The sequence below is a fragment of the Erythrobacter litoralis genome (genome assembly GCF_001719165.1).
Taxonomy (GTDB): Bacteria; Pseudomonadota; Alphaproteobacteria; order Sphingomonadales; family Sphingomonadaceae; genus Erythrobacter; species Erythrobacter litoralis.
On the sequence record NZ_CP017057.1, the window covers coordinates 26,694 to 41,205 of the forward strand.

At 66.4% G+C, this 14,512-nt stretch carries 9 protein-coding genes; 3 read left to right on the forward strand and 6 right to left on the reverse strand.

What is annotated here, in order from left to right; genetic code table 11:
• Window position 1: 1 nt before the first annotated feature.
• Complete coding sequence (locus Ga0102493_RS00145; protein WP_418251647.1) at window positions 2-2,746, reverse strand: helicase-related protein; 2,745 nt, start codon at window positions 2,744-2,746, stop codon at window positions 2-4.
• A 226-nt stretch (window positions 2,747-2,972) separates the two neighbouring features.
• Here Ga0102493_RS00145 and Ga0102493_RS00150 point away from each other — a divergent pair, with 226 nt between their 5' ends.
• The 3 genes from Ga0102493_RS00150 to Ga0102493_RS00160 all read left to right on the forward strand — a co-directional run bounded on the left by Ga0102493_RS00150 (window position 2,973) and on the right by Ga0102493_RS00160 (window position 6,322).
• Window positions 2,973-4,670, forward strand: coding sequence for a M23 family metallopeptidase (locus Ga0102493_RS00150; protein WP_034902744.1), 1,698 nt, complete (start codon window positions 2,973-2,975; stop codon window positions 4,668-4,670).
• A gap of 72 nt (window positions 4,671-4,742) precedes the next feature.
• The gene (gene hemB / locus Ga0102493_RS00155; RefSeq protein WP_034902746.1) at window positions 4,743-5,744 is read left to right on the forward strand and encodes a porphobilinogen synthase; all 1,002 of its coding nucleotides are present in this window, start codon (window positions 4,743-4,745) and stop codon (window positions 5,742-5,744) included.
• The gene (locus Ga0102493_RS00160; protein ID WP_034902749.1) at window positions 5,741-6,322 is read left to right on the forward strand and encodes a gamma carbonic anhydrase family protein; all 582 of its coding nucleotides are present in this window, start codon (window positions 5,741-5,743) and stop codon (window positions 6,320-6,322) included. The genes hemB and Ga0102493_RS00160 overlap by 4 nt, the downstream gene beginning before the upstream one ends.
• Window positions 6,323-6,364: 42 nt before the next feature.
• Here the strand turns inward: Ga0102493_RS00160 and Ga0102493_RS00165 are convergent, their stop codons facing one another.
• The 5 genes from Ga0102493_RS00165 to clpA all read right to left on the reverse strand — a co-directional run bounded on the left by Ga0102493_RS00165 (window position 6,365) and on the right by clpA (window position 14,375).
• Window positions 6,365-7,018 carry a hypothetical protein gene (locus Ga0102493_RS00165; RefSeq protein ID WP_034902752.1) on the reverse strand — a complete coding sequence of 218 codons (654 nt, stop codon included), beginning with the start codon at window positions 7,016-7,018 and terminating at the stop codon, window positions 6,365-6,367.
• Between the two features lie 135 nt (window positions 7,019-7,153).
• On the reverse strand, window positions 7,154-8,770 hold the full coding sequence (locus tag Ga0102493_RS00170; protein ID WP_034902755.1) for a cisplatin damage response ATP-dependent DNA ligase: 1,617 nt from the start codon (window positions 8,768-8,770) through the stop codon (window positions 7,154-7,156).
• The gene (locus Ga0102493_RS00175) at window positions 8,770-9,801 is read right to left on the reverse strand and encodes a ligase-associated DNA damage response exonuclease (RefSeq protein WP_034902758.1); all 1,032 of its coding nucleotides are present in this window, start codon (window positions 9,799-9,801) and stop codon (window positions 8,770-8,772) included. The genes Ga0102493_RS00170 and Ga0102493_RS00175 overlap by 1 nt, the downstream gene beginning before the upstream one ends.
• 34 nt (window positions 9,802-9,835) lie before the next feature.
• Window positions 9,836-11,905: an alpha/beta hydrolase family protein gene (locus tag Ga0102493_RS00180; protein WP_034902763.1), complete on the reverse strand. Its 2,070-nt coding sequence runs from the start codon at window positions 11,903-11,905 to the stop codon at window positions 9,836-9,838.
• Between the two features lie 79 nt (window positions 11,906-11,984).
• Window positions 11,985-14,375, reverse strand: a complete 2,391-nt coding sequence (gene clpA, locus Ga0102493_RS00185; protein WP_034902765.1) for an ATP-dependent Clp protease ATP-binding subunit ClpA — start codon at window positions 14,373-14,375, stop codon at window positions 11,985-11,987.
• Window positions 14,376-14,512: the final 137 nt, after the last annotated feature.

Consider the following 14,512-nt stretch of genomic DNA (forward strand, 5'->3'; position numbering starts at 1 on the left):
GTCATTCGCCCGCCTTCTTGCCCAGCAATTCGGCGAGACCGTCGAAAGCCCCGCCGCTGCGCGCCGGGCTGGTGTCGGGTTTCGGCGGCCGCGGCCGCCTGTCGCCGGACGGAGGTCCCTTGCGCGGCGGACCCTTTCTGGCGCCGCGCGGCTTTTCGGACCGGGCGCGCCCCCTGTCCTCGCGGCCATGCCTTGCGTCTCCTCCGCTTGAACCGGCGCGGCGCGGGCGCCAGGTCCAGCTGTCGGGCGCAGGCGGACCGAGGGCGCCCTCTGCGAGGTCGCGCGCGCGGTGATAGCGGAAGCCCGCGCTGCCGAGCAGGCGGCGGGCATTGTCCTCCTCGAGCCCGATCGAGATGGGCAGCGACAGGTCGAGCCGGAAGCGCGCCCCGGCTTTCGCCTTGCGCGGTTGGGGACCTTCGCCTTTCGTGACGCGCTCGCCTGCCTTAGCGCGCTTGTCGAAGGCGGCGCGCAGGATCTTCTCGGCAAGATCGACCCGGATCGCCTGCGTCCCTGCCGGGCGGTACCCGGCGGGCAGGCGCTCCTGTTCGGCAAGGACCGGCAGCATCGCCTCCTGCAATGGCCGCCGGTCGAGCGCGAGCGCGTGGAGCAGCCGTCTCGGCGCGGGCTTGAGCAGGGCTGCGGCAAAGATGTCGAGCGCGCCGAAGGTAACGCCGAGCTTGCGCAGGAAGGGCCGCATTTCCTTGGGCAGGTGTTCGAGACCGGCCTTCTCGCGGCTCACGACCCCGCCTGCATCGATCAGCGTGATCAGCAGCGCGCGCGCCTCTGACCCGGCCCCGGGATCGCGCGCGGCCTCGGCCAGCTTGCGCAGGGGTGCGAGCGGTTCGAGCTGCGCGGCCAGCCAAGCCGAAAGCCCCGCCTCCAACCTGGCGCGCGCCGCATCGGGCAGCATCGTCACCTCGCGCGCGAATTCAAGCCGGGCTTCGCCGAAATCGGGGGGCATGACGATTTTCGCGAGTTCGCGGCCCTGCCACATGATCGCGCCCGCGGCGATCTCCAGCTCCCCTAGCCTTTCGCCCAGCAGGTTGTCCGCGCGCTGCGTAAGGATCGCCGGCAGCGCCCGTTCGCCCGCGGCGAGCAGCATCTTGCGATCCGCCAGCGTCGCGTCGGGATCGACGCCGAAGCGGAATCCTTCCAGCCGCCCGATCGGCTCGCCCTCGACCGTGACGCGGCCATCGGGTTCGAGCGAGACGGGCAGGGCGCTCGCATCCTGTCCCAGCGATTTCATCAAGATCGTCGTCCTCCGGTTCACGAAGCGTTCGGTGAGCCGCGCATGGAGCGCATCCGACAGCTTCGCCTCCACGGCCCGTGCACGGGCCGCCATCTCGTCGCGGGCGAGCACCCAGTCGGGCCGCTGGCAGATATAGGCCCAGCTGCGAATCGCCGCGATCCGTCCCTGCAGCGTGTCGATGTCGCCCTGCACCCGGTCAAGCTCGGCAATACGCGCAGCGACGAAATCGGCACCGAGATAGCCTCCTCTCAGGTCCTCCCACAGCCGCGCGACGAAGCGGGCATGGCTGTCCACCCCGACCGAGCGGAAATCGGGCAGCGAGCAGGCCTCCCAGAAACGCCGCACCGAACCGGACCCGCGCACCGTATCGGCGATGGGTTCCTCGGCGAGCCGCTTGAGCACCGCGAGGTCGATCGCCTGCGGTGCGGGTTTGAGCGCTTCGTGTTCGGGCTTCGCTTCTAGATCGCCGATCAGAGTGGCGAGAGTGTCGAAGCGTGGTTCGGCCTCGCGCCAGAACAGGTGGGTAAGCGGAGCGAAACGATGCTCCTCGATCGCGAAGATCTCTTCCTCGGTGAATTCGAGCGGCGCGCCGGTTCGCGATCCTCCGCCCGTCAGCGTGCCGAAACTGCCGTCGCGCTGGTGCCGCCCGGCGCGCCCCGCGATCTGCGCCATTTCCGCCGGGGTGAGCCGCCTTTTGCGCCGCCCGTCGAACTTGGTCAGCGCAGCGAAGGCGACATGGTCGAGGTCGAGGTTCAATCCCATCCCGATCGCGTCGGTCGCGACGATGTAATTGACCTCGCCGTTCTGGAACAATTCGACCTGGCGATTGCGCGTCTCGGGGCTGAGCGCTCCCATGACGACTGCCGCGCCGCCGCGAAAACGCCGCAGCGCCTCGGCCATGGCATAGACCTGCTCGACCGAAAACGCGACCACGGCGCTCCTCGGGGGCAGGCGCGAAAGCTTGGCCGAACCGGCATGGGTGAGCGTGGAGAAACGCGGCCGCTCGACCAGTTCGGCGCGCGGGATCAGCTTGCGGATCATCGGCTCGAGCGTGGCCGAGCCCAGGATCATCGTTTCGTCGCGCCCACGCGCATTCAGCAGGCGGTCGGTGAAGATATGCCCGCGTTCCGGGTCCGCACCCAATTGCGCCTCGTCCACCGCGACGAAGGCGTGCGGCCCATTGGCGCCGCTGCCCCGCCGGTCCATTGCCTCGGCCGTGCACAGGAAATAGCGCGCATTGGGAGGCTCGATCCGCTCCTCGCCCGTGATCAGCGCGACCGCGTCGTCGCCCTTGATCGCCCGCACCCGGTCATAAACCTCCCGCGCGAGCAGGCGCAGCGGAAAGCCCATCATGCCGGAGGAGTGACCGCACATCCGCTCGATCGCGAGATGGGTCTTGCCGGTATTGGTCGGGCCGAGCACGGCGCGCACCTGACCCGCACTGTCACCGGCGCGCCTCCGGTCGCCCCGTTCGCTTGCGTTTGCAGGAAAGGTCACGGGAAGCTTTGTGTCAGGCTTGGCGGGAGGGGGCAACCTTCCGTGGCGCGCGGGTGGTCGGGTGCCTGCAACCACTTGTCGCGGCCCAGACTCGGCTGGTCGCTGGTTAAGGCGGTATTTACTTTGATCGGGCAGGGAATGCAGCCAAGAAAGGCGCGCTCGAGACGCGCGCCCTGTCGGCGCGGCCGCTGGGCCGACGCGACGACTTCGCAACCGGAAGAGATCCTTGGACCACGCTCGCGACATCGATGGGAACGGCTGGTCGGGGGAAGGATGGCCGGATAACGGGTCCAGCGTCCCCGATCCCCGCGATCCGCGCGCTAATGAAGCCGGCAATCTCATCGGCTATCTGCGCAGGGGCAAGGAAAGCGCCCCGCCCACGCAGCAGCAGAAGGCCCGCCGCCAGGTCGTCACCCGCATGCGCGGCTTCGGCGATCGTTATGACGAATGGAAACTGTCGGTCGGCGAATGGTTCGCCCGGATCGATCTCGCCCCTGACCTGGCCGAGAATGTCGGCAGCCGCCGCTGGTTCCGCGGTCTCGGCACGATGATCGCGCTGGGGGCGGCGGCTTTCGCCTTCTGGCCCGATTTCACCCCGCTCGAAGCGCGCGCTTCCATGCCGGAAAGTCCCGTGATCCGCGACGAGATGCGCAGGGGAATAATCCTGCCGCTGGCTCTGGGCGCCGATAGCGGGCGCAGCATGGGGCCGAGCGCGCGGGTGATCCCCTTGAAGAGCGCGCCCGAGCGCCCGCAGGTTGAATTGATCGCGACGCTTGCCCCGGGCGACAGCTTCCCCAGCATGCTGCGCCGCGCGGGCCTCGCGAGCGGGGACATTTCGCGCGTCGCGGCGCTGGTGGGCGATGCGATGCCGCATACCGAACTCAAGCCCGGTACGCAGATAGACATCGTCCTCGGTCGCCGCCCGGCCCCGGGCGAGCCGCGCCCGCTCGATGCACTGTCCTTCCGGGCGCGCTTCGATCTCGAACTTGAAATCGCGCGCGCGGGCGAGGGCGTCGCTGCGCCGCTCGCGCTCCAGCGCAATTTCATCCGGGTCGACGACACGCCGCTGCGCGTGCGCGGCAAGGTCGGGCAGAGCCTCTACCGTTCGATGCGCGCCGCGGGCGTGCCGGCAGGCGCCGTGCAGGAATATCTGCGCGCGCTCGACAATCAGATCGACATGGACCGCGAGGTGCGCGGCTCCGACGAATTCGACATCATCCTCGCCTATCGCAGGGCCGCCACGGGCGAGCGGCAGGCGGGGCAATTGCTCTATGCCGGTATCGACCGCGGCGGTGAGGCAAAGACCCAGCTGATGCGCTGGGGCGAGGACGGGCAGTTCTACGAAGCCTCGGGCGTGGGCGAACAGCGCCGCGGGCTGGTGCAACCGGTGCCGGGGCCGGTTTCCTCGCGCTATGGCATGCGGCGCCACCCGATCCTCGGCTATCGGCGGATGCATGCCGGGCTCGATTTTCGCGCCCGCCACGGAACGCCGATCGCGGCGGTGACCGATGGCCGCGTGACCTCGGCGGGCAGGGCGGGCGGCTGCGGGATCGCGGTCCGGATCGATCACGGCGAAGGGCTTTCGACGCGCTATTGCCACATGAGCCGGATGGCGGTGAGCCGCGGCCAGCGGGTCGAGCGCGGGCAGATCATCGGCTATGTCGGCTCGACCGGGCTGTCGACCGGCCCGCACCTTCATTACGAGATGTATCGCGGCGGGCGCTCGATCAATCCGGAAAGCGTGTCCTTCGTCTCGCGTGCGCAGCTTTCGGGCACCGAGCTGATCGATTTCCGGCGCCGCCTGATCGAGCTGAAACAGGTCGAAGTCGGCGCCGCGCTGGCCGATCTCGAACCCCTGCCGAGCGAAGTCGACGAACCTGAACGCGAGATCGAGAAGATCGACCTCGCGCGCCGCATGAACTGACGGGGATGAACTGAGGGAAGGCTCCACCCGCACGATTGCGCGTCGCCGTTCTTTGCGGCAACACGGCGCTCCATGAGTGGACATTATCCCAACACCCGCCTGCGCCGCACGCGGGCTTCCGCCTGGAGCCGCACGCTCCACCGCGAAACGCTGGTCACGCCGGCCGACCTCATCTGGCCGCTCTTCGTCACTTCGGGAAAAGGGGTGGAGGAACCGGTCGCGACCCTGCCGGGCGTATCGCGCTGGTCGGTCGATCTCATCGCCGAGCGCGCGAAGGAAGCGGTGAAGCTCGGCATTCCGGTCGTTGCGCTGTTTCCCAACACCCCGCCGGACAAGCGCAGCGACGAGGGCGAGGAAGCGCACAATCCCGACAACCTGATGTGCCGCGCGATCCGGGCGATCAAGGATGCGTGCGGAGATGATATCGGCGTGCTGACCGATGTCGCGCTCGACCCCTATACGAGCCACGGGCAGGACGGGCTGATCGACGCGCGCGGTTATGTCACCAATGACGATACGGTCGCGGTGCTGGTCGACCAGGCGATCAACCAGGCCGAAGCCGGGGCCGACATCATCGCGCCGTCGGACATGATGGACGGGCGCATCGGTGCGATCCGCCGCGCGCTCGAAATGGGCGAGCATCACAATGTCCAGATCATGAGCTATGCGGCCAAGTATGCGAGCGCCTTCTACGGCCCGTTCCGCGACGCGGTCGGATCGGGCGGGCTTTTGAAAGGCGACAAGAAGAGCTACCAGATGGACCCCGCCAATGGCGACGAGGCGCTGCGCGAAGTCGAATTCGACCTCGCCGAGGGCGCCGACAGCGTGATGGTGAAGCCGGGCCTTGCCTATCTCGACATCATCTACCGCGTGAAGCAGGAATTCCGCGTACCGGTATTCGCCTACCAGGTGTCCGGCGAATATGCGATGATCGAGGCGGCCGAGAGCGTCGGGGCGGGCAGCCGCGACGCGCTGCTGATGGAAAAGCTGCTCGCCTTCAAGCGCGCCGGATGCAGCGGCGTCCTGACCTACCACGCCCCACATGCAGCCCGGCTGCTCGGAGCATCGACATGACCGACGACCTTTCCGCCCGCTATCCCGGCGCCCATTTCGTGCCGATCCATGGCAAGACGCCGAGAATCCACGAAACCGCCTTCATCGCGCCGGGCTCGACGATCATCGGCGATGTCGAGATCGGGGCGGGCTCCTCTATCTGGTACAATTGCGTGGTGCGCGCGGACGTCTTCACGATCCGTATCGGCGAACGGACCAATGTGCAGGACGGCAGCGTGCTGCATTGCGACCCGCCGCGCCCCGACGATCCGGAAGGCTCCCCTCTCGTCATCGGCGACGACGTGCTGATCGGCCACATGGCGATGGTGCATGGCTGCATCATCCACGACCGCGGTTTCGTCGGGCTTGGCGCGATCGCTATGAACAAGGCGGTGATCGGATCGGACGCGATGCTGGCGGCGGGCGCGATGCTGACCGAGCGCAAGGTCATGGGTGAACGCGAATTGTGGGCCGGGCGCCCGGCCAAGAAGCTGAAGGAACTGTCCGACGCCGCCATCGCCGGCATGAAGATGGGCGTTGCGCATTATGCCGAGAACGCGAAACATCACGCCGACGCAGTAAGGGACGCGCTCGGCTGAACGCGTCCCTTCCCGGCTTTTCGCTGCCGGTCGTTCGCCGGATCAGTAGATCCAGACCTGGTATTCGTAGGTCGTGGGCTGCGAGACCATCCAGTAGTCGCCGCTTTCGTCGAGGCCGGCCATCGAGGCCGGAACGAGCCGCGTGTCTTCGTCGAACAGGCTGTCTTCGTCGAATTCGACCACGTAATGCGTGATCATGCCGGTTTCGGGATCGAACAGGATGTCCTCGATCTCGCGCATTTCGCGGTCGGCGAACATCATGTCCGCGCCGACGATGTTGTCGACCAGCCGACCATCGGCCTCGGCCTTGGTAAGCGTCAGCTGTTCCTTGCGATAGTCCTCGGCATCGTCGTCGATCCTGAGGTCGAGCCCGTCAAAGCCGCCGCGCTCGATCGCGACATTGTCCCACCGCACGAAACCGTCGTCCTCACCGTAGAACGAGGAAGGATAGGGCACGTCGTAGAGAATGTATTCGATCCGCTGGCCGGTCTGGTCGAGCACGAGATTGCGCACGTCGCCCAGCTGGTTGAAGCCATTGGTCACATCGCCGCTCATCATCCGTTCGGCGCTGACGGTCTCGTTCATCGCCTGCTGGTAGCGGTCATGTGCCTCCTCCATCGTGCTCTGACCCAGTGCCGGCGCGGCGCCGAGCGCGGTGGTGGCGAGGCCTGCTGCGATAAGTGTCTTGAGTTTCATTGATCGTCCTCCGTTTTCGCTTTCACGGATTCAATGGGAGGCGGGTAAGGCCCGTTCCGAATCCACGCCGGACCGTGCGCGAGCCGCGACGGGATGGCGAAATAAAAAACAGCGATTACAATGGCTTGATATAGGTTAGTCGCGGATCAATGCGCGCAGGGCTTCGATCCGGTCGGCCTCGTGGGCCGGCTTGTCCCAGCGAATTCGGTGGATGCGGGGGAAACGCATGGCGAGCCCGGACTTGTGCCGCTTCGAGGAATGGACGCTGTCGAAAGCGACCTCGAACACGAGGCTGCGATCGGTTTCGCGCACCGGGCCGAAGCGATTGACCGTGTTCTGGCGCACGTGCCGGTCGAGCTTCTTCAGTTCCGCATCGGTGAAGCCCGAATAGGCCTTGCCCACCGGCAGCAGTTCGGCGCCCGCATCGGGATCGCCATCCCAGCAGCCGAACGTGTAATCCGAATAGAAACTCGACCGCTTGCCGCTGCCGCGCTGGGCATACATCAGCACGCAGTCGATCAGCAGCGGGTCGCGCTTCCACTTGTACCACAGCCCGACCTTGCGCCCGGCGAGATAGGGGCTGTCCCGGCGTTTCAGCATCAGCCCCTCGATCGCTTCCTCGCGCGCCGTTTCGCGCATTTCGGCAAGGTGACCGAAATCGCGCGCCTCGACGATCTGCGACAGGTCGAAACGTTCGGGCCGGAGGCGCTCCATCAGCCCTTCGAGCCGGGCGCGCCGTTCGCTCCAGGGCAGTTCGCGCAGATCGCGCCCGTCGATCAGCAGCGCATCGTAAAGCCGCACGAAAGCGGGCGCTTCGGCAAGCATTTTCTTCGACACGGTCTTGCGCCCGAGCCTTTGCTGGAGCGCGTTGAAACTCGCCGCGCCGCCCTCGGCCCCGCCCTGCGTGTCGCCCTGCACCAGCAATTCCCCGTCGAGCACCGCGTCCACTGGAAGCGCGTCCAGCATTTCCGGGAAACTGGCCGAAATGTCGTCGCCGCTGCGCGAATAGAGCCGGGTCGCCGGAATGCCGTCCTTCGTCACCCGCACCAGCTGGACCCGGATACCGTCCCATTTCCACTCGGCGGCGTAATCGGCGAGGTCGACCTGCCCGTCTTCGAGCGGGTGGGCGAGCATGAAGGGGCGAAAGCGCGGCAGGTTCGCGACATCGGGCGGATTGCCGCCTTCGGCCGCCCAGTCGAACAGCTCGGCATAGGGCGGGGAAAGGGCGTGCCAATATTCCTCCACCTCCTCCACGGCCACGTCGAAAGCCTGCGCGAAGGCGGTTTTCGCAAGCCGCGCCGAAATGCCGATCCGCATGCCGCCGGTCGCGAGCTTTATCAGCGCGAAGCGGCCATTCACGTCGAGCCGGTCGAGCAGGCGGGGCAATTCGCGCGGCGCGGTGGTGCGGGTGAGGGCCGAAAGGGTGTCGACCACCTTGCCCACCGTCAGCTCCGCATCCGGCGCGGGCGCGGCCCCCTGGGCCTCGGGCCACATCAGGCTGGCCGTTTCGGCCGTGTCGCCGACGAAATCGCGCGCCAGCGTCCACAGGACGGGATCGACCCGCTCCTTCATGAGGTTGCGCACGGTCGAGGACTTGACCGCCGGAAAGTCGAGCTCCCCCGTCAGCGCCGCCAGTGCCCAGCCGCGGTCGGGATCGGGTGTTTCGCGCAGGTAATCGGCGATCAGCGCAAGCTTGCGATTGCGGCTGGTCGTGTAGACGAGCGTGTCGAGAAGCTGCGCGAAGGCCTGCATCACTCGTCCTCATCCTCGCGCCCCACCAGCGCCAGAGCGCGGGCCCGCCGCTGGCCCAGTTCGCACCAGCGCAACAATGCCTCCTCGCGGCCATGGGTGATCCATGTCTCGGCGGGGTCGACCTCCTCGATCGTGGCGGTGAGTTCATTCCAGTCGGCGTGATCGGAGATCACAAGAGGCAGTTCGACATTGCGCTGGCGGGCGCGCTGGCGCACCCGCATCCAGCCTGATGCCATGGCGGTGATGGCATTGGGCAGACGACGCGACCATCGGTCGTTTAGCGCGGAGGGCGGGGCGACGACGATCGAGCCGCGCATCTCCTCCTTGGTGTGATCGCTCACAAGCCGCAGTTCGCCGAGCGGAACGCCGTGCTCCTCGTAAAGCCGGCACATCTTCTCCATCGCCCCGTGGAGATAGATCGGATCTTGGTGGCCGGCCGCGCGCAGTTCGGCGATCACCCGCTGCGCTTTGCCCAGCGCATAGGCGCCGACCAGCACGCAGCCATCGCGATTGCCGCGCAGCGCGGCGAGCAACTTGGCCATCTCCTGCTCGATCGGGGGATGGGTGAAGATCGGCAGCCCAAAGGTCGCCTCGGTGATGAAGATGTCGCACGCAACCACTTCGAACGGCGCGCAGGTCGGGTCGGCGCGGCGTTTGTAATCGCCGGTGATGACGACCCGCTCGCCCGCATGTTCGAGCAGGACCTGCGCGCTGCCCAGCACGTGGCCGGCGGGCACGAAGGTCGCATCGACGCCGCCCGGCAGGCGGATCGTCTCACCATAGGCGACCGGAGTCGCCTTCGAAGGCATCTCGCCCGATCCCTCCTCGATGCCGGTGCGATACCGCAGCGCCATTATGGCAAGCGTTTCGGGCGTGGCGATGGTTTCGCCATGCCCGCCGCGGGCGTGGTCGGCGTGGCCGTGGGTGACGAGCGCGCGGTCCACCGCCCGCCCCGGATCGACCCAGCAATCCGCGGGCACGACATGGACGCCCCACGGTTCGGGCCTGATCCAGGAAAAGGGCGCGCTCACGCCTGTTTCAAAGCACGGGCGGGGGCGGCGTTCCCTATTCCTCGCCCTTCGCCCCTTCGCGGTACTTGTCGAACCACGCAATGACGCTAGCCGTGCGCGCGGCCTGCTGGCTCGGCGTCTGGGAGAGGTTGTTGTGGCTCGAATCCGGCGTCACGACGAGAGCGGTGTCCACCCCCATCAGCTTGAGCGCGGCGTAGAACTGTTCCGCCTCGCTGCGGGGTGTGCGGTAGTCGTCTGCCCCCACCAGGACCAGGGTTGGCGTCTTCACGTTGTTCATGTTCGCCAACGGCCCGCGCTCCCAGTAATGCATCGGACGATCCCAGGGCAGACCGCCCAGCCAGTACGGCCCGAAATAGGGGATGCCGTCGGCGACCAGCGCCTGGCTGACCCAGTTGATGACGGGCTTGTGAGAGGCCGCCGCCTTGAAACGGTCGGTCTTGCCCACCAGCCACGCCGTAAGGATGCCTCCGCCCGATCCGCCGGTGACGAACAGGTTGTCCGGGTCGGCATAGCCTTTCGCGATCGCGGCATCGACCACAGCCATCAGTTCGGCGTGATTGCTGATCGGGTAATTGTCCTCGATCCGGTCGGCAAATTCCTCGCCATAGCCGGTCGAACCGCCCGGATTGGAAAAGACCACCGCATAACCTGCCGCGCCATAAAGTTGGTAATCGGCCGAGAATTCAGGGCCATAGGCGGCGTAGGGGCCGCCGTGCATTTCGAGGATCGTCGGCACTTTGTCACCCGCCTTGTAACCGGGCGGCAGCATGATCCAGGCCGGGATCTTCACCCCGTCGGGCGCGGTCACGTCGAGTTCGATGGTCTGGCCCAGTTCCTTGCCGGCAAGGTGCATCGCGTTGAGCGCGGTCAGCGTGCGCGTTCCGGCACGGGTGGTGACGCCTATGTCGGGCGGGGCGAGCGCGCTGGCCGTGGTGAAGGCGATCGTCCCATCCTTGCTCACCGACCATTCGCCGCCCGTATAGGGCAGGGCGTAGTAGGTGCTGCCGAGCCTGGGCGCGAGTTCCTGCTTGCGGCCGTTCAGCGCGATCTTGGCAACGCGGTGCTCGCCATCGGCCTCATAGCTTACGAACAGACCGGCACCGGTCCATTCCATCGCATCCGGGCTGGCGGGGAAATCCCCGGTGACAAGCCGCTTGCCGCTGCCGTCCGCGTTCATCACGTAAAGCTGGGCCTGATCGTAGGCATTGCCGACATCGTCATAGCCGAGATAGGCGATCATGCGGCCATCGGGCGAAACCTGCGGACTACCGTCCGGACCGTCGCGATCGGTCAGCGCGGTGATCGCGCCGCTGGCGATGTCGAGCCGGTAGACTTCGGATTCGACCTCATCGAGCTCCCAGTTTTCGCGGCGGTTGGCGGTGTAATACAGCGCCTTGCCATCGGGCGCCCATTCGACCGCGCCGCCATTGTCATATTCGCCGAAGGTCAGCTGGCGCGGCGCGCCTCCGGTCGCGCTGACGAGGAAAAGCTGGCGGGTGCCCGGCTTCACGTAGGTGCCGCCGTCGCGGCGATAGGTCACGCGGTCGATGATCTGCAGCGGCTTGCCCCATTCGGCGCCTTCGGGCTTGGCGGGCGGCTTGCCCAGCGTCAGCCCCTTGCCGGGAACGCGGGCGGTGTAGGCGATGGAGGTGCCATCGGGCGACCAGGCAAGCCCGCTCGGCCCTTCGGCAAGAGCGGTGATGTTGGCGCTCTGCCCGGTCGCCATCCAGTGCACGTGCAGTTCGGCACCCCCGCCGCTCTCGGTCGAGATATAGGCAAGCCGGGTTCCGTCGGGCGACCAGCGCGGCGATCCGTGCGAGCCTTCGCCGGTAACGAGCGGGGTTTCCGCGCCGGTGCTCACGTCGATGAGCCAGATCGAGGAGACCGCCTTGTCGGTCATGATGTCGTTGGTGCGCCGGACATAGGCGATCCTGGACCCGTCCGGGCTGATCTGCGGATCGGAGGCGACGCTGAGGCCGAACAGGTCCTCGCCGGTGAACTTGGTCTCCGGCGCTTCGGTGGAGGTGTCCGCGCCATCCTGCGCAGCGAGCGGCCCGCTCGCCAGCGCGAGACAGGCGGCGGTAAGGAAAAAGCGTGCGATCATGATCGGTCCCCGTTTCTGGTGCCTTGCAGCTACGGGGACCGACCAATCACAATTTTGTCGCGAATGCCAGCGCTATGGCTCAGTTGTCGGCGTCGCTGCCCGATGCTTCGGGCTTGGGATCGGCATCCTTTTTCGGAGCCGCCTTCTTTGCCGCCAGTTTTTTCTTTGCCGGTGCCTTGCGCTTGGTCGTCTTGGGCGGGGACGGGGTCAGCTCGAAGCTCGGCTTGCCGTCCTTGATGCTGACATGGACCTCGCCGCCATCCGACAGCTTGCCGAACAGCAATTCCTCGGCCAGCGGCTGCTTGATCCGTTCCTGGATCAGGCGGCCCATCGGCCTTGCGCCGTAGAGCTTGTCATAGCCCTTGTCGGCGAGCCATGCGCGCGCATCGCTGTCGAACTGGATGTGGACGTTCTGTTCGGCGAGCTGCAATTCGAGCTCGAGGATGAACTTGTCCACGACCCGCGCGACGGTGCTTCTGCCGAGATAGGCGAAGGGCACGATCGCATCGAGGCGGTTGCGGAATTCCGGCGTGAACATCTTCTTCACCGCCTCGTCGCCGGCATCCTGCTTGGACACGTCGCCGAAGCCGATCCCCTGCCGCGCCATGTCGGCCGCGCCCGCATTGGTCGTCATGATGAGGACGACATTGCGGAAATCGACCGTCTTGCCGTGGTGGTCGGTGAGGCGGCCATTGTCCATCACCTGCAGCAGGATGTTGAACAGGTCCGGGTGCGCCTTCTCGATTTCGTCGAGCAGCAGCACGCAATGCGGGTTCTGGTCGACCGCATCGGTAAGCAGGCCGCCCTGGTCGTAGCCGACATAGCCCGGAGGCGCGCCGATCAGGCGGGAAACGCTGTGACGCTCCATGTATTCGGACATGTCGAAGCGCTTCAATTCGATCCCCATGATGCTGGCGAGCTGACGCGCGACCTCGGTCTTGCCGACGCCGGTCGGGCCGGAGAACAGGAACGAGCCGATCGGCTTGTCCGGATCGCGAAGGCCCGCGCGCGACAGCTTCATCGCGGTCGACAGGCGCACGATCGCGTCGTCCTGGCCGAACACGACATGCTTCAGATCGCGTTCGAGGTTTTCCAGCGCCTTCTTGTCGTCTGCGCTGACCGATTTCGGCGGGATGCGCGCCATGGTCGCGATGACCTGCTCGATCTCCTTGCCGGTGATCTTCTTCTTGCGGCGGCTCGGCGGCACCAGCATCTGCATCGCGCCGACCTCGTCGATCACGTCGATCGCCTTGTCGGGCAGCTTGCGGTCATTGATGTAGCGCGCCGACAGCTCGACCGCGGTCTTGAGCGCGTCGGGCGTGTACTTGACGTTGTGGTGTTCCTCGAAGGCGGTGCGCAGGCCCTTGAGGATCTTGACCGTGTCCTCGATCGTCGGTTCGTTGACGTCGATCTTCTGGAACCGGCGCAGGAGAGCGCGGTCCTTTTCGAAATGGTTGCGGAATTCCTTGTAGGTGGTCGATCCGATGCAGCGGATCGTCCCGCCCGACAGGGCCGGCTTCAAGAGGTTCGAGGCGTCCATCGCCCCGCCGCTGGTCGCGCCCGCGCCGATCACGGTGTGGATCTCGTCGATGAACAGCACCGCGTGCGGCATTCCCTCGAGTTCGGAGACGACCTGCTTGAGACGTTCCTCGAAATCGCCGCGATAGCGCGTGCCTGCAAGCAGCGCGCCCATGTCGAGCGAGTAGATGACCGCTTCCGACAGCACTTCGGGCACGTCGCCTTCGACGATCTTACGCGCGAGGCCTTCGGCGATGGCGGTCTTGCCGACCCCCGGATCGCCGACATAGAGCGGATTGTTCTTCGAACGGCGGCACAGGATCTGGACCGTGCGGTCGACTTCGGGCCCGCGGCCGATCAGCGGATCGACCTTGCCGGCCTCCGCCTTGGCGTTGAGATTGACCGTGAACTGGTCGAGCGCGGTTTCCTTCTTGTTGCCGCTTTCCTTGGCGGTTTCGGCAGCGGCCTCGCCATCTTCGGAGCCCTGCGGCGACTTGGATTCGATCTGGCGCCCGCCCTTGCCGATGCCGTGGCTGATATAGCTCACCGCATCCAGCCGGCTCATGTCCTGCTGCTGCAGGAAATAGACCGCGTAGGAATCGCGTTCGGAAAACAGCGCCACCAGCACGTTCGCACCCGTCACCGTGTCCTTGCCCGAGGACTGGACGTGCAAGATCGCGCGCTGGATCACCCGCTGGAACCCGGCGGTCGGCTGCGGGTCGCTGCCTTCCTCGGTCTTGAGCGATTGGTATTCCTGATCGAGATACTGCTTCACGACATCGCCGAGTTCCGCGAGATCGACTCCGCAGGCGGCCATGACCTGCGCCGCGTCCTCGTCATCGATCAGCGCGAGCAGCAGGTGCTCGAGCGTCGCATATTCGTGACGCCGTTCGGACGCATTGCCGAGCGCGTTGTGCAGGGTTCTTTCGAGGTTCTGGGCAAAACTGGGCATGGAGGATCTCTGTCAGCGGGCTGTGGTGGACTCCGGGAGAGGGAGCGGGCGGTCGGGCTCCTGCGAGCCTCTTTTCGTATATGGTACGGCTTGGCCGTATTGCGAATCCACGCTGTGAAAGGGCATGGCCGGGAAGG